The 17830-nt window shown below is 39.1% G+C and carries 18 protein-coding genes; 7 read left to right on the top strand and 11 right to left on the bottom strand.

Annotation, left to right across the window (positions count from 1 at the left end; genetic code table 11):
- Both JG735_RS09035 and JG735_RS09030 read right to left on the bottom strand, forming a co-directional pair.
- Window positions 1-2370 (bottom strand): bifunctional diguanylate cyclase/phosphodiesterase, encoded by a 2370-nt coding sequence (locus JG735_RS09035; protein ID WP_201334743.1) that lies wholly within the window; start codon window positions 2368-2370, stop codon window positions 1-3.
- Entirely contained in the window at window positions 2370-3308 is a 939-nt protein-coding gene (locus JG735_RS09030; protein WP_201334742.1) for an ABC transporter substrate-binding protein, read from the bottom strand. Before JG735_RS09030 ends, JG735_RS09035 begins: the two co-directional genes overlap by 1 nt.
- A 197-nt stretch (window positions 3309-3505) precedes the next feature.
- Between JG735_RS09030 and JG735_RS09025 the strand changes: the two genes are divergently transcribed.
- From JG735_RS09025 to JG735_RS09005, 5 genes are read left to right on the top strand one after another with little or no spacing between them, the layout of a single operon-like run.
- A complete protein-coding gene (locus JG735_RS09025; protein ID WP_201334741.1) occupies window positions 3506-4195 on the top strand; it encodes an SDR family NAD(P)-dependent oxidoreductase in 690 nt (229 codons plus the stop codon).
- 34 nt (window positions 4196-4229) lie between these two features.
- A complete protein-coding gene (locus tag JG735_RS09020) occupies window positions 4230-4685 on the top strand; it encodes a heme-binding domain-containing protein (protein ID WP_201334740.1) in 456 nt (151 codons plus the stop codon).
- The gene (locus tag JG735_RS09015; RefSeq protein ID WP_201334739.1) at window positions 4685-5347 is read left to right on the top strand and encodes a response regulator transcription factor; all 663 of its coding nucleotides are present in this window, start codon (window positions 4685-4687) and stop codon (window positions 5345-5347) included. The genes JG735_RS09020 and JG735_RS09015 overlap by 1 nt, the downstream gene beginning before the upstream one ends.
- On the top strand, window positions 5341-6726 hold the full coding sequence (locus JG735_RS09010) for an ATP-binding protein (protein WP_201334738.1): 1386 nt from the start codon (window positions 5341-5343) through the stop codon (window positions 6724-6726). Before JG735_RS09015 ends, JG735_RS09010 begins: the two co-directional genes overlap by 7 nt.
- Window positions 6723-7364, top strand: coding sequence for a lipid-binding SYLF domain-containing protein (locus tag JG735_RS09005; protein WP_201334737.1), 642 nt, complete (start codon window positions 6723-6725; stop codon window positions 7362-7364). Before JG735_RS09010 ends, JG735_RS09005 begins: the two co-directional genes overlap by 4 nt.
- Here the strand turns inward: JG735_RS09005 and amrS (JG735_RS09000) are convergent, their stop codons facing one another.
- The 5 genes from amrS (JG735_RS09000) to ppk2 all read right to left on the bottom strand — a co-directional run bounded on the left by amrS (JG735_RS09000) (window position 7365) and on the right by ppk2 (window position 11128).
- A complete protein-coding gene (amrS, locus tag JG735_RS09000) occupies window positions 7365-8387 on the bottom strand; it encodes an AmmeMemoRadiSam system radical SAM enzyme (protein ID WP_201334736.1) in 1023 nt (340 codons plus the stop codon).
- Window positions 8384-9406, bottom strand: coding sequence for an AmmeMemoRadiSam system radical SAM enzyme (amrS, locus tag JG735_RS08995; RefSeq protein WP_201334735.1), 1023 nt, complete (start codon window positions 9404-9406; stop codon window positions 8384-8386). Before amrS (JG735_RS08995) ends, amrS (JG735_RS09000) begins: the two co-directional genes overlap by 4 nt.
- A 63-nt stretch (window positions 9407-9469) precedes the next feature.
- Entirely contained in the window at window positions 9470-10042 is a 573-nt protein-coding gene (locus tag JG735_RS08990; RefSeq protein WP_201334734.1) for a flavin reductase family protein, read from the bottom strand.
- Window positions 10039-10356 (bottom strand): hypothetical protein, encoded by a 318-nt coding sequence (locus JG735_RS08985; protein WP_201334733.1) that lies wholly within the window; start codon window positions 10354-10356, stop codon window positions 10039-10041. Before JG735_RS08985 ends, JG735_RS08990 begins: the two co-directional genes overlap by 4 nt.
- Before the next feature lie 13 nt (window positions 10357-10369).
- Entirely contained in the window at window positions 10370-11128 is a 759-nt protein-coding gene (ppk2, locus tag JG735_RS08980) for a polyphosphate kinase 2 (protein WP_201334732.1), read from the bottom strand.
- Between the two features lie 63 nt (window positions 11129-11191).
- Between ppk2 and JG735_RS08975 the strand changes: the two genes are divergently transcribed.
- Window positions 11192-12532: an APC family permease gene (locus tag JG735_RS08975; RefSeq protein WP_201334731.1), complete on the top strand. Its 1341-nt coding sequence runs from the start codon at window positions 11192-11194 to the stop codon at window positions 12530-12532.
- 12 nt (window positions 12533-12544) lie between these two features.
- Entirely contained in the window at window positions 12545-13300 is a 756-nt protein-coding gene (locus JG735_RS08970; protein ID WP_201334730.1) for a sulfite exporter TauE/SafE family protein, read from the top strand.
- Here the strand turns inward: JG735_RS08970 and JG735_RS08965 are convergent.
- From JG735_RS08965 to JG735_RS08950, 4 genes are read right to left on the bottom strand one after another with little or no spacing between them, the layout of a single operon-like run.
- Entirely contained in the window at window positions 13297-14676 is a 1380-nt protein-coding gene (locus tag JG735_RS08965) for a chloride channel protein (RefSeq protein ID WP_201334729.1), read from the bottom strand. The genes JG735_RS08970 and JG735_RS08965 overlap by 4 nt on opposite strands.
- Window positions 14673-15065, bottom strand: a complete 393-nt coding sequence (locus JG735_RS08960; RefSeq protein WP_201334728.1) for a hypothetical protein — start codon at window positions 15063-15065, stop codon at window positions 14673-14675. Before JG735_RS08960 ends, JG735_RS08965 begins: the two co-directional genes overlap by 4 nt.
- 9 nt (window positions 15066-15074) lie before the next feature.
- Window positions 15075-16529, bottom strand: a complete 1455-nt coding sequence (locus JG735_RS08955; RefSeq protein ID WP_201334727.1) for a TrkH family potassium uptake protein — start codon at window positions 16527-16529, stop codon at window positions 15075-15077.
- The gene (locus JG735_RS08950; protein WP_201334726.1) at window positions 16511-17830 is read right to left on the bottom strand and encodes an NAD-binding protein; all 1320 of its coding nucleotides are present in this window, start codon (window positions 17828-17830) and stop codon (window positions 16511-16513) included. Before JG735_RS08950 ends, JG735_RS08955 begins: the two co-directional genes overlap by 19 nt.

The raw sequence follows: 17830 nt of genomic DNA, 5'->3' as shown, positions 1-17830 counted from the left end.
CTATTTTTTTAAAAATTGAAGCACCTCTTCAAAAGGCATTGGTTTAGCATAGTAATAGCCTTGAATATAATCGATTCCAATTTGCTCTAAAAATTGGGCTTGCTCTTTTGTTTCTACCCCTTCGGCAACGGTATCCATTCCAAGTTTGTCTGCCATCTCAATAGTGCTTTCTACTATTGCTTGATCTTTATTGTCGTCTATAATGTGATCAATAAAAATTTTATCGATTTTGATAGTATCGATTGGCAGTTTTTTGAGATATTGCAGTGACGAGTATCCGGTTCCAAAATCATCAAGTGAGACTTTGATACCAAAAGAGTGGAGTTCTTGAAGATAATGCATTGCTTTGTTGATATCCTCCATGACTGCACTCTCTGTAACTTCAAGCTCAATAAGCCCTCTTTGAATATACTCTTTTTTTATATTTGTAGTAATTTGCTTTATGAGTTGTTTAGTTGCAAAATGTCGTGCTGAGATATTGATGGCAATTGAGGCTTGGATATTTTCTTGTTGGAATTTATCAAGTATACTGTTTACTTCTTGAAAGATCCACTCTGTAAGAGGAATTATCAATGTACTCTCTTCTGCCAAAGGAATAAACTTAAAGGGTGGGATAAAACCTTTTTTAGGATGAATCCAGCGAATCAAAGCTTCAAAACCCTTTACTTGATGAGTTTGTTTGGATATTTTTGGTTGTAGATAAAGAATAAGTTCATTATTAGCTATTGCTTGTTGAAGCTCTTTTTTGAGTATCAGTTTCTCAAGAGCCTCACTTTGCATCTTCTCTTGAAATAAAATGCAGTTATTTCTCTTCTCTTTTGCCTTATACATGGCAATATCAGCCGCTTTTAAAAGTTCAATTGCATTTTTGGCATCTTGAGGAAAAAGAGCGATACCAATGCTAAAACTAATAGTAAGAGAGTGACTACTGATGGCAACAGGCTCTTCAAAACTGTTTTTTAATCGACAGGCGACCTCTAACGCAGCTTCACCAGAAGAGACATTGGGAAGCAAAATTACAAACTCATCTCCACCTTGTCTTGCTGCAATATCTTCTTCGCGTAATTCATTTTTGATGCGTTTAGCAAATTCTTGTAAGAGTTTATCCCCTATATCATGCCCTAAAGTATCATTAATTTCTTTAAAATTATCCAAATCAATAAAAAGAATAGCAAAATGAAACTCTTTTCTTTTTCCAAGTGCTATAAACTCTTCTAATGTATGTAAAAATTTTGCCCTATTGGCAAGATTTGTTAGAGGGTCGTAAAAGGCAAGATTTTGAATAATCTCTTGTTTTTTGGCTAACTCAGTAATATCTTTGATAACAGCTGCGTAATTGGTAATTGTACCGGTGATTGGATCTTTGATAGAGAAGATATGAATTAAGGCGTAAAGTTTGTTTCCATTTTTGCGTTTATCGATAATTTCTCCAGACCACTTTCCTCTTTTTGTTAAATTTCTCCATAAATGCTCATAAAAAGCTTCATTTTGCAAACCAGATTTTAAAATTTCTTCCGGTTTTTTCCCTAAAACTTCCTCTTTTTTATAGCCGCTTATTTTTTCAAAAGCAGGATTAACAGTAATGATTCTTTTTTGACCATCGGTGATTAAGATTGCATCCTCGCTGTTTTGGAAAACTTTTTCCATTATGGCTATTTTCTCAATCGATTCTTTTAGGGTTTGAATAAACTTATTGATAGGGATAGTGGTATATAGATCAGTATGAAAAAGAAGTTTTCCTAATTCATAATAGTTTTTTAGCAAAAATTTATATACAAATAGAGAAAAGAGAAGGAAAAGAAAAGTAATGGCAAGAAAAAGCAGGAGAAAAGTTTTTTGTGCCATATAGATTTGTTGCTCTATAAGAGAGGAAAAATCGTATTCAATAACGAGATAGCCCTTTTCGAGCTTTTTTGTTACCGGATTGAAGAAAAACTCCAAAGGTTGAATTACATTGAGAAAAAGCTCTTTGTTGAATTGTATATTAAAATGTTTAGTATGCATTATTTTTGCTAGGGAAATTTTTTCTTTGGAATTCAGAACATGATCAAGTTTTTCATCTCTATATTTTGCTCTATTCGTGTAATGAATCGTATGGTTTAGGTCTATGAGAAATACTTTATGAACATACTTTTTTGTAGCAAAGCGAACAATTTCTCGCTGTATGAGCTCAGGTTTCTTTTGAAAGGAGTATTCATCGATCATGCTTTTAAGCAAAAATATATCCTCTTTTGCGTGTTGGATCTCTTGCTGTACGAGATTGTGTTTAATGTTATGTATGGTCATTGTATAGATTGCAAATAAAGAGCCAAAAAGAAGTAAAAAAGCAATAAGTGGATAGATAAAAAGCGATTGAAGCCATGTTTTCATTAAAAAACCTTACAGTTTTTAATCAATTCAAATGAAAAAATCTCTTCAATATGGGGAATTGTAGCTAAAACACCCCGTTTTTTTAAAATCGTTGCAACTTGTGAAAAGTTGTGGGAGAGTTTTTCTTTGATAATGGTTTTATTTTCTTTACAACCAAGAAGTTGTACTTCTTGTAAAGCTTTTTTGACCTCTTTAGACGACATATGGAGGTATTTACCAATAATAGCAAAACTTTGCTCAGGTTCTTTTTGAATCATTGAAAGAGCCTTATTGTACGCATTAATAAGCTTTTGTAAAGATGGATCACCGATAAACGCTTTTTTTACGATAAGAAGATCGATAATTTCATACGGGATTTGGCTGCTATCAAAAAGTGTATGCATACCAAGCCTGATAAGTTCGCTTTTTGTCGGTTCGAACGTAGCTGCTGCATCGATCTCTTTTTTTTTCCATGCAGTTACTGTAGAGTCAGATTTCATGGGTTTTAAATGTATATCCTCTCTTGCTAGTCCCCCCTTTTGTAAAGTGCGATCTAATAGATACGCTTGAACACTTTTGGGTTCGAATGCAACTCTTTTGTTTTTCAAATCGCTTAATGTTTTGATAGAAGGAGCACTCATAAGGCTATCAGCTCCATTAGAGTAGTCGATGAACCATACAGCTTTGTAGTCCGGAAGTTTTTGATAATGCAGAAGCATCTCATCTAACGTTAAAGCACCCATTTCTATTGTACCGATTTGCATTGCCTCGATAACATCATAATTGGCTGGATAATCTTCTATCTCTATATTTTTGGGCAGCCACCCCTTTGCATCTGCAATATATAAAGGTGCGTAGCCAATCCAGTCTACTAAACCGATACGGATAGATTGTTGAGGTTTATGGGAACATCCATTGAAAAAAAGAAAAATACATATAATAAAAAATGTCTTTCTCATATTTCCTCTTTATAAAGTTATTATTAAAACATTATTATAATATAATCTTTGTGAAAAACATTTGATCATATCTATTTAAACTTTGACTAAAATGCTTATCAGCATACATTTTGAACTTTCTATATAATGCAAAAGTTAAAAAACATACGTTGCTGTAAAGATGTTGTTATAAAAATACTTCCAACTAAGGAGCTTTGATGAAGATTTTTATCACAGGGATAGGAAGTGGCCTTGGAGAGGCGTTGGCGAAGCTCTACTTGGAAGCTGGTGAAGAGGTGTATGCACTGAGCAGAACACTTCCAAGAAGCCTACGAAACTTTTCCAATCTGCACTTTGTATCGTTAAATCTTCATGCTCATGAGAAGATTGAGTTGGCACTAGTGAAGCTTTTGGATGGAGTAGAGCTTGATCTTGCCATTTTAAATGCAGGTATTGTCGGTGAGCTCAAGGATATGAGTGATACATCTTTACATGAGATTTTGGCGGTCATGGATCTTAATGTATGGGCCAACAAAGTGATACTGGATATATTGAAACGCTACACTGTCAAGCAGGTTGTTGCAATCAGTAGTGGAGCGAGTGTTAGCGGAGCAAGAGGATGGAACGTCTATGCATTGAGCAAAGCCACGCTCAATATGCTCATCAAACTCTATGCAGCTGAGATGCCAAATACGCATTTGACTGCTTTGGCTCCCGGTCTCATTGATACACCGATGATGGAGCATATTTTGCAGTATGGAGATCAAGAGAAATTCCCTGTCGTTAAAAGACTGGCCGAATCGCCTAAAATGAGTCCCGAAGAGGCAGCTGTTCTTTTGAGTGACAATTTTAAAAGACTCTTGGAGTATCCAAGTGGCGAGTTTATCGATATAAGAAATTTACCTTGATGTGATACAATTGCCTCAAAAAAGAGGAGGGGGAATGAGAAGTTTTTTGATGTATTTGGGCGTGTTGGCTGTTATCGTAGCTCTTCTACAGTTTATTCCAACCTATGAGAAAAAGAATTTACCAACCGATCCAAAATTGGAAATCAAAGCTCCAAAAAAAGTGATGGCAATCTTTAAAAGAAGCTGCTATGACTGCCATTCCAACAAAACAAACTGGCCATGGTATGCGGATGTGGCTCCAATGAGTTGGATGGTGCGAAGAGATGTAGTTGAAGGAAGAAAAGCGCTCAATTTCAGTGTCTGGAATAGTTACAGCAAGCAAAAGAAAAAAGAGCTTAAAAAGCAGATTTACAGAAGTGTGGTTCTTGCAATGCCGCTTCCTCAATATCTTTGGCTCCATCCTGAAGCGAAACTTTCCAAAGAGGATAAAAAAATCGTACAAAATTGGGCGAGTGACGGGAAAGGATATATCGATATAGAAGTTCGATAATGAAACCAAAAATTGTCCTTATCGAGGATGAGAGAGATCTGTTGGAGCTTTTAGAGTATAAACTCTCCAAAGATTTTGAGGTGGAGGGATTTTTGTCCACGAAAAAGGTACGCGAGTTTCTGGACGAAGAGGGAGCAGATCTTCTCATCGTCGATCGAAATCTTCCTACCGAGGAAGGGAGCGAGTTTGTTCACTCCCTTCGCAAGGAGGGATATGACATCCCCGTGATTTTCTTGACGGCCAAAGATCAGGAAAAAGATATTGAAGAGGGTTTTTTCCGTGGAGCCGATGATTACATCACGAAGCCTTTCAATTTGAATGAACTGATTTTACGAATAAAGGCGGTTCTTCGCCGCTCTAAACCCCAGTTGCAAGATCGCGTAGAGTATAAAAATATTACATTGATTCCATCTTCAAGCGAAGTGTTTATCGATGGGGAGCCTATTCATTTGACAAAGCTTGAATTTCGCCTTTTGATGGAGTTTGTGACAAATGCAAAACAAGTTTTGAGTCGTGAGTATCTTTTGGAGCATGTCTGGGAAGATTTCAAGCAAGAGCGCAGTGTCAATGTCGCCATCAAGCGCCTCAAAGAAAAGATCGATCCGCAGAAGAAACACGGCTATATTGTGTCGGTTCGGGGTGTCGGATATAAGTTATGTTAAGACTGCATAAAATTTTTTTCAATCATCTACTGCTGCTGTTGAGTCTTCTTTTTGTCGTGCTCTCTTTTGTGAGCTACTATGGTATTAAAAATATCGAGCTGGATAATTTCAAAAAACTATTGGAAAATGAGATCATTTTAACAGAAGAGGTCCTTGCTTCCAAAGGGGTTAAAGATGATCTCGTTCGCCAACTTGATCAAAAAATAAAGAGCAGAATTACCGTTATCGGACTTGATGGCAAAGTATTGGCAGAAAGCAGACACGATAAAAGCGAAATGGAGAATCATAGATTACGACCTGAGGTGCAAGAGGCTTTGAAAAAGGGATGGGGCTGGAGTGAACGCTACTCCTCAACCATTCATCAAAATCTTTTGTATGTTGCGCACAGATTTGGAGATATGATTGTACGTGTAGCTTATCCTGTCGATGAAATCAAAAAGCATTTTCTTGCATTGTGGATACGATTTTTACTTCTTTTTTTGGGGCTTATACTTTTTGCTTTGGTAGTTTCTTATCTTTTAAGCCAAAAAGTGAAACAGGAGATTGATGGAATTGTAGAGTATGTGAAAAAACTCTCGCACAAAGAGTATGATGTTTTTTATAAAGCAAAATTTGCCCAAGAGTTTGAAACAATCACAAAACATTTGCAAAAACTGGCTCAAAAACTGAAAAAGAGAGAAGAAAAAAAGAAAAAATTTACCCAAAAGATCAAAGAGATCTCCAAACAGCGTAATGAACTTATATCCGCGGTAAGCCACGAATTCAAAAATCCGGTGGCCATTATTCATGGATATGCCGAGTCTTTGTTGGATGAACCGGATATGCCACAGGCTTTGCAGCAGCGTTTTATCCAAAAAATCTATCAAGCCAGTGAAAAGATAACCTATATGATAGATAGACTCGCTTTGGCTATGAAATTTGAAAGCAGTTCGATAGAGTTGCAAAAAAGCAGATTCGATCTGTGTGAACTGGTTAAAGAGTCTGCTGCCTTTTTGAAACAAAAATATAAAAACAGAAGCTTTGTTTTTGACTGTGAAATATGCACAATTTATGCGGATAAAGCGTTGATAGAGACAGTTGTTCTCAACCTTTTGGATAATGCTTTGAAATATTCCGAATCGGATGTAAAGATCATATGCAAAGATGGCCTTTTTTGCGTTGAAGATAGAGGTATCGGGATACAGGAGGAGCATTTAGAAAAAATCACCAAAAAGTTTTACCGCATCAAACACAGTTTTGATAATTCCATGGGACTGGGACTTTATATAGTATCATATATTCTCGATCTGCATGGCGCAAAACTGCATATTGAAAGTACATATAAAAAGGGGAGCCGATTCTGTTTTGATACAAAATTACTGCAAGAGGAGAAGAGATGAGAAAACTATTTTTGATGTTGCTTTTTGTTGGTTCTATATTTGCTGCTTCACCGGATGCAATATTGCAAGATAGCTATTATGCGTTGAAAGAGTTTTTGCATATGCCAGAAAAAAAGATCCCCAAAAAGCTTTTAGCCAATGCAAAAGCCATAGCCATCATACCTGGTGTTATCCGTGGAGGATTTGTCATAGGAGGAAGATACGGGGAAGGGATCTTGATGGTGAGACATGGCCGAACCTGGAGTGATCCCGTTTTTGTTAAACTTGCAGGTGGAAGCTTTGGCTGGCAGATCGGGCTTGAGAGTATCGATGTGATGCTTGTTTTTGAAACACATGAGAGTGTGGATAGACTGGTAAGCGGAAAATTTACACTCGGAGCCGATGCCTCGGTGGCAGCCGGTCCGGTTGGAAGAGCCGGCGAGGCAAGCACCGATATCAAATTCAAAAGCGAAATATACTCTTACTCTAAAAGTCGGGGAATTTTTGCTGGGCTTACGCTCAAAGGTGCTGTTTTGGATATAGATTATGAAAAGACAAGAAGGTTCTATCATGCTTCACCCCGAAGGGTGATTGCAGGAAACGTACATAAGGCAAACAGATACATTCAAAAGATAAAAGCCCTTTTGAGTCAATACTAGTTATTTCCAAACTCCTGGGATAAATGTATTGCATTTTGGACAGCGTCCATCTACAAGATGGTTTTGCACCTGCTGTCCGATATGTCCGCTTCGCTCTATCACTGCATACCCACATGATGGGCAGTATGTAGTTTCAAATTCGGGTGCGTTGAAATTGCCTACATAGACAAACTTGAGTCCTTCCTCCTTGCCGATTTTGTAGGCTTTTAGCAGCGTTTCGGGTGGTGTTGGATGGGTATCGGTCATCTTGTACGTTGGATAAAATCCGCTTACATGCCATGGAATTGCCGTATCAAGCGAAGCGATAAAGTTTGCAATTTGGCGCATCTCTTTTTCACTGTCATTTTGGTCCGGAATGAAAAGCGTCGTGATTTCTATCCAGATATCTTTTTTATAAGCATACTCTATCGCTTCAAGGACAGGTTTTAGTCTAGCACCACACAGTTCTTTGTAAAATCTATCTGTGAAGGCTTTGAGATCGATATTCATTCCATCAATGACACCAGCCAACTGATCTAGTGCCTTTCTTGTCTCATACCCGCTGGTAACGTAAATATTTTTTAAACCCTTTTCATGGGCAAGTTTTGCTGTATCGTAGCTATATTCAAACCAGACAATCGGTTCGTTGTAGGTATAAGCGATGGAGCTGCATCCATGCTGCAAGGCAAGCTCCACCGCTTGCTGGGGCATGAGATCGTGGCCAAAGATTTTATGTTCATGTTCCTGAGGAAATTGGCTGATCTCAAAATTTTGACAAAAAGAGCAGCTGAGATTACATCCAACTGTTCCAAAGCTGAATACTTTTGTATTGGGCAAAAAATGAAACATCGGCTTTTTTTCAACTGGATCCACATTGACTGCGGCTGCTTTGCCATACACTAAAAGCTTCAGCTCTCCATCTTCTACTTTTCTAACACCGCAGATCCCATACTCGCCCTCACTCAGTTTACAGGCTTGTGCGCATGCTTCACATAAAATTTTCCCCGAAGGAAGTTTTTTGCTCAACCACGCATGCACTTTCATTTCCAAACTCCCGCTATTGTTTCACCGCATTTTGGACATTTTCCATCTATGAGATGGTTTTTGACCTGCTCTCCAAGATAGCCTGCTCGCTCGATCACTTTCAATCCACATTTTGGACAGTAGGTGGATTCTAAATCCTCATCTGGATAGTTACCTATATAGACGTAGTTTAATCCCTCCTCTTTGCCTATATCATAGGCACGTTTGAGGGTTTCATATGGAGTGACTGGGCGATCGAGCATTTTGTAGTCTGGGTGAAAACGGCTCACATGCCAAGGCATATTGGGGTCGATATCTACCATAAATTTTGCGATATCTCTTAGCTCTTGGTCGCTGTCGTTTATGCCAGGGATGATAAGCGTTGTGGTTTCTATCCAGATTCCCTTTTGATGGGCATATTTGATGGCTTCAAGCACCGGTTTGAGTCTGGCACAGCTGATTTTTTGATAGCTTTCATCTTTAAAAAATTTGATATCGATATTCATTCCATCAATATAGGGAGCCAACTCGTCAATTGCGCGTCTTGTCTCAAATCCACTGGTGACATAGACATTTTTCAGTCCCTTTTCGTGAGCAAGTTTTGCCGTATCATAGGTGTATTCGAAATAGACGATTGGCTCATTGTAGGTGTAGGCGACCGATTTGCATCCATATTGTAATGCAATCTTAACAATCTCTTGCGGCATCAGCTCCTGACCAAAAACTTTGTAGCCATTTGTCTGTGGATATTGGCTAATCTCCCAGTTTTGGCAAAATTGACAGCAAAAGTTGCACCCGACAGTTCCAATACTCATAATAGTCGAGCCTGGCAAAAAATGAAACATCGGCTTTTTTTCAATCGGGTCGATATGTGCAGCAGCTGCAAGACCATAGACAGTCGACTTGAGTTTGCCGTTTTCGTTGACTCGAACCCCACATTTTCCAAATTCACCGGGTTCAAGTTTACAAGCATGAGCACATGCAAGACAGAGAACTTTACCATCTTTCAGCTCTTTAGAGAGCCAGGCGTCCGCTACCATGTTTTGCTCCTTGTTTTTTTCCATCATATCAAAAATAGAGAAAAAAACAAGGACAAAAGTAGCTTATGGTTCTATTCTCTTCTCACAGAGTCGATACTCTTTTCCGACTCTTGCAACGGTTTGAAACTCTATATCGAAATTTTCATTCGCGTATCGATCATCCACATAGTAAGATTCTATTTCCAAAATAAGTGGAATAGTTTTGCTTCCTTTAAGATCTACTTTTTGGTAGAAGTGACAAAAAAAGGCACTTGGAGCCCCTTTGATGATAGGAGGAAATCCATCAAGAATCTTTTGTGTAGCAATATTAAACTTTTCGGCTTCACTCTCTTCTTCTGCCAACATTTCACTGCTTTGGTGCATTTTTGTGATATGTTCGGGTGCTACGCTACAAATGGTACACTTTTTCGTTTCTAAAATATTTTTAAGCGTATCTTTTGGCGAGCCATCTTTTTTGTGTCCGATTGAGACGATCAGGGTAGCGGGGTTGGAACTCAAAGCCATAAAGTAGCTAAAAGGTGCGATATTGAGAGTTTTGCCTTCTGTGACGATCCATGCGATGGGTCTTGGAATGATCGATCTACTCATAATTTTATACCGATTCTTCAGTTCCAACGAATCAAATTCTATAATCATATGATCCTCTCTATCTCTTCTTTAGTGTTTTCCAAAATAAGTGTTGTCTCTAAAAGAAGCGCATAGTGTCTGTTTTGCGGCATCAAAAATTTTTTGGACTCTTCATAGGCATTCCACAGTGCCTCTACTTCATCGAAATCTCCCATTTTCAAAGCCTCTAAACAAGTTGCTGCACTCAATAGTCCCTCTATTACAGGAGCACTCTCATCTTCACATATCTCAAGCATTTGACGGGCTAATTCCATTGCCTCTTTAAACTGTCGTTCGCTGATAGTGTCCATGTAATAAAACATATATTTTTCCAGTTGAGCCATTGTTTCCTCCTTGTTATGGTGCTATGAGCCCTTTTTCATAGCAGACTTTGTCAAATTCACACACGATATTTGGATCGTAGAGTAAAAGAGATTCATCTTTGCCTTCATACTCCACTTTACTTAAAAAGTGTTTTATCGCATTGATGCGAGCCACTCTTTTGTCATCTGCTCGAACGATATACCACGGAGCATAGGTAAAATGGGTTCTAGCAAACATCTCATCACGAGCAAGTGAGTATGCATCCCAAAGCTCTTGGGCTTTTTGATCAATGGGACTGAGTTTCCACTGTTTTAGGGGATCTTTTTTTCGCTCTTCAAGCCGTCTTTTTTGCTCCTCTTTTGTGATATCAAGCCAATATTTTGTAAAGATAAAACCGTCATGAACCAGAAGGTGTTCGAAATTCGGTACCTCTTGCATAAACTTTTCATACTCTTCATTTGTGCAAAATCCCATCACTTTTTCAACACCTGCACGGTTATACCAGCTTCTGTTGAAAAAGACCATCTCTCCTCCTCGGGGAAGATGGTGGATATAACGCTGGAAATACCAGTATTTTTTATCAAGCTCGGATGGTTTGGGAAGAGCTACCACTCTTGTGTCACGAGGACTCAAGTGTTCGGTAAATCGTTTGATTGTTCCATCTTTTCCCGCTGCGTCGCGTCCTTCAAAAATAGTGCATACTTTAAGATCTTTTTCGATGACAGTACGTTGAAATTTGACAAGTTCCACTTGAAGCCGATACAGCTCTTTTTTATACGCTTTTTTATCCATTTTTCACCTTTGTTTCACTATAGTATAGTTCTAAAGAGATTAAAGAAGATTTAAAGAGGTTTTGTGGAATCTAAAAAAGCTTTTGGACTTTGGAGCGCAGCCTTTTTGGGAATTGGCTCTATGGTAGGTATTGGGATTTTTATTGTCATAGGAGAGGCTGGAGCGATTGCTGGCAATATGGTCATCTATACCTTTTTGATTGGTGGATTCATCGCTCTTTTGTCAGGGTATTCCCTGGCCAAGCTTGCTCTTCGCTATCCAAGCCGTGGAGGCGTGATAGAGTATTTGGTTCATGAATATGGTGAAGGCTTTTTTAGTGGTGCATTGGGAGTTCTTTTTTATCTTGCCCAGCTCATAGGACTAGCGGCAGTGACAAAATCTTTTGGTATTTATGCAGCTACGTATACATCATCTGGTATTACTCCTTTTACTGTCAATCTTTTTGCTATCGGGATATTAGCCTTTTTTACTTTTGTTAATTTATTGGGTGCTTCCATAGTAGCAAAGAGTGAGAATTATATTGTCGTTTTTAAACTCAGTGCCATTACACTGTTTGTAGTTGCGGCTCTTTTTTATATCGAACCGCAAAGACTTCTTCCTGACAAAGCCCACGGTTGGCTTGATATGCTGTATGCTTTAGGACTGGTCTTTTTCGCCTATCAAGGCTTTAGTGTAATTACAAACAGTGTAGAAGATATGGAAAATCCTCATAAAACGATGTTAAAGGCGATGCTGCTTTCCATTGGTATCGTTGTTGTTTTGTATGTAGCAACATCAGTAGCTGTTATAGGCAATCTCCCTCTCTCAAAAGTGATCAAAGCAAAAGATTACGCCTTGGCGGAAGCTGCAAAGCCTATATTTGGTGAGTTGGGATTTAAAATAATGGCAGCCGTTGCTCTTATTAGTGCGACCAGTGCCATCAATGCGTCATTGTATGCAGCGACACAGATCAGTTACGACTTGGCAAAAAAGGGAGAACTTCCTAAAGTGTATGAGTATAATGTCTTTAAATCGACTGAAGGATTGATTGTCTCGGCTCTTTTGATTGTTCCAATGGTTCTTTTTTTACATCTTGAAGAGATTGCTACAGTTGCAGCTATAGTGGTTTTGTTGATTCAAGGCTTTGTACATACTGGACATTTTTTGAAACTCAAAAAGACTGGAGCCAATCCGTTTTTTGTACTCCTTGCCTCTATTGGTACATTTGCATCTGCCGGTTTTGCATTGGCGTATACGCAACAAAAGCTTCCTTTGGTCGGATGGTATGTGTTGCTGGCTTTTTTTGGAGCATACTTTTTAGAGATAATCCTTCGACTTGCTACTAATCGAACTATTAAAAAACAGATTCTTTGGGAGCCAGAAGAGATTGAATTAAAACTCAAAAAGATATTGTATGATACGTGATAAAGGGTTTATATGAACAGTATCGATCTTGGAACACTTTTTTTAGTTGCATTTTTGGGAAGTATCGGGCACTGCATTGGGATGTGTGGAGGATTTGTGATGGCGTACAGTGCCGCAAAGGTAGATAACCAATGGAACCGATCCCACCAGGCAATGGCCCATCTGCTGTACAATCTTGGACGGATTACCGCTTATGTGATCATTGGAATGATTTTTGGTTTTTTTGGAAAAGTATTTTCTTTTAGCATGACTAGTAAAGGTATTTTGTTTCTGCTCGTAGGTGTTTTGATGGTACTGATGGGGCTTTCTTTGATGGGACAGATTCGGTTTTTAAGCAGTGTAGAGTGCTCTACAACAAACATCGGCTTTTTTCGCTTGGCTTTTCGCAAACTCATAGCCTCCAAGACATTACCTAGTTTTTACTTTCTTGGAATGCTCAATGGGCTGATCCCATGTGGGTTTGTCTACTTCTTTGCCGCTTTTGCGGCAGCTACTGCATCGCCGTTTTGGGGTGGTGTGGTGATGCTCGTTTTCGGACTGGCTACAATTCCAGTACTTTTTTTGCTTGGATATTTTTCTTCACTCATGCAGCAGATGAAATTTCGCCATGTTGCCTTACAGATTGCAGGTATTTTAGTTGTTTTGTACGGTATCTATACAGGGTATAAAGGATATATGTTTCTTGAGCATCCCGAAATGGTACAAAAGAAGATGATACATATGAAACAAAAACTTCATGAAAAAATAGAAAAGGTACAGGGACGTTAGAGTCCCCGCTCTTTTTTCTTTCTCAAAATTCTTCTTCGAATCCGTTGAAATTTGCTAAACTGTTTCTTTTCCAGTTCTACTTCAGCCTTTTCAATCTCTTCGCCGATTTTGATCTCGAGCATTTCGCTCTTTCGCATTGCAAGGATTTGAGAAGGAAAGATACTTCTATGTCCTGTAAGCAAGAAACTGATCACTGCACTTAACGCTGCATAGTGGGCGATCTCAAGACCAAAGAGTTCTACTGCCATGATAGTAGCTGCAATGGGGGTATTGGTAGCTCCTGCTAAAACACTTACAAAACCGAGTGCCGCAAATAAAGCGATATGTTGATAATCAAACCACATTCCAAAAGCATGTCCGCTGGTTGCACCTATATAAAAGACCGGGGTGATTACACCACCGCTTCCGCCCCCTCCTAAAGTGAGTGCTGAGGTAATTGTTTTGAGTAAAAAGGCATACCAGGGAAGATCTTTGGCAAAATAGGGATCTGGATTGAGGGTATCTTTGATCGTATCCATGCCGAGTCCCAGATACTGGTCCCCAAAAAGTATGCCGATCAGCACCACTATGATACCTGCAATAAATGCTTTTATATAAAGATTGAGAGGAATTTTTTCAATTCCTTTGTGGATGAGATTCATGAAGGTGACGATAATATCGCTTACAAGTCCAAAAAAGATTCCGGCTCCAATCACTTTTAAAATAAGCGGAATATCGAGCGAGACACTTTGATAGTAATGGAAATCAAAATAGGTATATTGGATGCCAAGAAACTGTGCGGTGGTAAAAGCTGCAAAACCTGCGATGAAAGAGGGTAGCAGCACATCATACAAGATAACGCCTATGATAAGGACTTCTACTCCAAAAATAGCTCCGGCAATGGGGGTGCCAAAAACGGATGCAAAGCCGGCACTAATCCCACAAATAACAATCTTTTTGCGATCGGTGTCGCTAAATCGCAAAAGATCGCTGAGTCCACTTGCAGAAGCAGCACCGATTTGGCCTGCGGGCCCCTCTTTTCCTACTGAACCACCAGAGACCAGTGTCAAAACGGTAGCGATAAGTTTAATAGGCACCACTTTGAGATCAATTTTGCCATGTTTTTTGTGAACCGCCTCGATCACTTTTTCCGTTCCGTGTCCTTCGGCACTGGGAGCAAATGTTTTGATAAGCCATACCACAAAAACAAGAACGAAGGGCAGAGTATAGTAGTAGGGAAAAGGGAGTTGGGAACGTAGTCCTTCGCCTAAATGGATTGTTTTAAGAAAAAGTGTGACGATAGTACCGATGATGATTCCCGTTACGGTAGAGAGAATCATCCATTTTAAAAAGGAGAGAAATATGGCTGTCTGTTCTGTAATGTGTCGTCGTATCATGATGGAAGCTCCAACAAGGTTTCAAATAGTTTTTTACAGCACTTCCCGCTTGGATTGCGAATACTACATGCACAAAAGTGTGATTTTTTGATCAAATACTCTTCAAAATGTTTTTGATCTGCATCTTTGACTTTGTATCCAAAGCAGTAGCAAATCGTAGCGTCCGGATCTTTGGATTTATAGGCAGTTTTACGAAAAAGATCATTGTTGGTAAAAATTTCCAAACCGCTAAAATAGATAACCTCGCATGCTGGATTTTTACAGAAATAGTAGGTTTTGTTTCTATTGAGTGTGGAGATATCTTTGAGATTACATAAAAGATTTTCAAATTTTATCTTTTTGCCTTCACTATGACAATTAGGGCAGTGGTTTGGTACAAAAAACTGCATATTGATCCTTTAAAATTTTTTCCAAAACTCACGGGAGAAGAGGATGATAAATGTATAAAACTCTAACCTTCCTATGATCATGAAAATTGCCAAAACCACTTTATCAAATTCACTGAAAATGGTAAAGTTATCTGCCGGTCCCACATGTCCAAAACCGGGACCGATATTGCCAATGACCGCTATTGCAGCGCTCATTGCAGTGAGATAATCATATCCTTTTGCATAGAGATAAAAAGAAAGCAGTAATGTTGTTAAAAAATAGATAAAGAAAAAACCGCTGACGCTTCCAAGGACCTTGCTGCCGATACGTTTTTGATCAATGTAGACACCTATAACTGCATTTGGATGAAGAATTTGTTTGATTTGGGCTCCAAGATTTTTCAGTAGTACCACATAGCGGATGACTTTGACACCCCCAGCGGTACTGCCGGCATTGGCGCCGATGAACATCGGAATAAAAATGATGGCGATAGCAGCTGCTGACCATTGCCCATAGTCGGTGGATGCAAATCCAGTGGTAGTGATAATGGAAGAGATGGTGAAAAAAGAGTGGGTAAATGCATGAAACGTTGTGTCATGTCCTATAAAGATATGAACAAAGCTCAATGCAAAAGAGAGGATCAAAAAAATAGCTGTATACCATAAGACCTCTTCGCTTCTGTATCCACTGAAATCTTTTGAAAATGCTTTTAAATGGGCGATGAAGTTGATACCGCTTACAAACATAAAAAATGTTGTAACCCACAAAATGAATGCGTTGTTTTCCCAGTATCCGAGACTCGCGTTTTTTGTAGAGAACCCTCCTGTCGAGATGGTGGAAAATGCGTGATTGATGGCATCGAAAAGATTCATACCCCCAGCGTAGAGTAAAAGAGTATCGAGCAGTGTCAAAGCGATGTAGACAGCCCAGAGTCTTTTTGCCGTATCTTTGATTTTTGGTGTCAGTTTTTCCAGTGTTACACCGGTCGACTCGGCTTTAAAAAGTGTCAATGAACCGGTGGGATTGATGATGGTCAAAAGGCCGACACCCAAAACAATGATTCCCATTCCGCCAAGCCAGTGGTAGAGACTTCGAAGCATCAAAGTGGTGTGAGAAAGGGATTCGATATCACTGTAAATTGTTGCTCCTGTCGTGGTAAAACCACTGATCGCTTCGAAAAAAGCCTTAGCGAATGTGACATTGGAGGTGAGATATAAGCCGATACCGCCACCGATACCAAGTAGTATCCAGACAAGATTGACAGCAAAGATTCCCTCTTTGATACTCATTTGTGCCGGATGTTTCCAAAGAAGGGAAAAGAGCAGATAATGAAACAGAAAAAAGATGAGATTAAATATAAGATAGGGTTTGATAGATTCATGGTAAATGATACCTGTAAGTGACGGAATGGCAAGAAACAGAGAGAGAACAAGTCCTATTGTGGATAGAAATTTTGCAATATTTTTTATAGAGCGTAGATCCACTTTTTGACCCTCTCTTCTAAGTAAGATTTGGAAAATACGACAATGACATCTAGGGCTTTGAGTGCTGTTTTTTGTTGCAAGGGCTGAATTTTACCATTTCGGATGATGAAAGAGATGATATCTTCTTGCAAGAGTGGTTTGATTTTTTTGTCGATAAGAGGAGAATTTGGAAAGATTTTTCGCATGAATATCGTTCCTCGACCGCCACAATAATGCCGCTCTGTGATGACTGCACTCGAAGCTATCTTTTCCAAGATGGAGTAGTATGCACTCATTTTGGGACCACGGACGGCTACGATACCGAGTTTGTGCATCAAAGAGTAAAACTCCATATCGTTGTTCACGGCCACTGTCTTTTTCACGCCATACTCTTTTGCTTCCAAACACCGTATGATATTGTCTTCATCGTCGTTGCTAGTGGAGATGACCATATCGGCGTTTTTGACATTTTCCTCTTCAAAGATCGTATGTTCTACATAACGGCTATTGATGATCGTTGCTCTGTTTTGTAAAATCTCTGAAGCTCTTTTGCAAAGTTCGGGATCTTTTTCGATGATCTTGAGTTCTACTTTTTGCTCCAAAAACGCTTTTGCAATCTCAAGTCCAAGAAGTTCGGCTCCAAAAATGGCGATTTTTCGAATCTGTTTTGGAGCATTCCGGTTGAGTCTGTCACACAACCTCTTGATCTCCTCTTTTTGCCCAAAAAGATAGAGCAGATCCTTTTGTTGAATTACTTCATTATCCGTAGGGATATAAAATTTTTTGTCTCTCTCGATTCCTACTACGACGATATCTTGTGACTCGATCTCTTTTATTGAATGGATGTCACTTCCTTCAACCAAAACAGATACGAGAGTCTGGGGTGTAAAGATGAAGTTTTTTACATTGTTCGCTTTTGGAAAATCAAGAAGCAGTTTGATAGATCTTGCTGCGGCGATGAAAGGGAAAACCGCTTCATAAATACCGATCTTATGTGCAATTGAGCTTTTTGCGAAAAAGGGATTTCGAAGACGGATGATCTTTTTTTTCACATCAATCACATCATCGGCAATCAAAGTAGAGATGATATTGGCTTCATCGTTATCCGTTACGGCGATAAAAATATCGTAGGGCCTTTCCGTTAACGCTTTAAAGGTATCCGGATCTTCAATATTGCCATATATCGGCATAACATCGATCGATTCGGTAAGGCGTGAGAGTGCATCTTTGTTTTTGTCTATGATGATGATATTGTGTTTGACAGAGAGTGTTTGAGCCAGTTTGAATCCGACCCTACCGGCTCCGGCGATAATGATATCCAT

The sequence above is a fragment of the Nitratiruptor sp. YY08-10 genome (assembly GCF_016629565.1).
Classification (GTDB): Bacteria; Campylobacterota; Campylobacteria; order Campylobacterales; family Nitratiruptoraceae; genus Nitratiruptor.
This window is presented reverse-complemented; position numbering and strand designations above follow the sequence as displayed.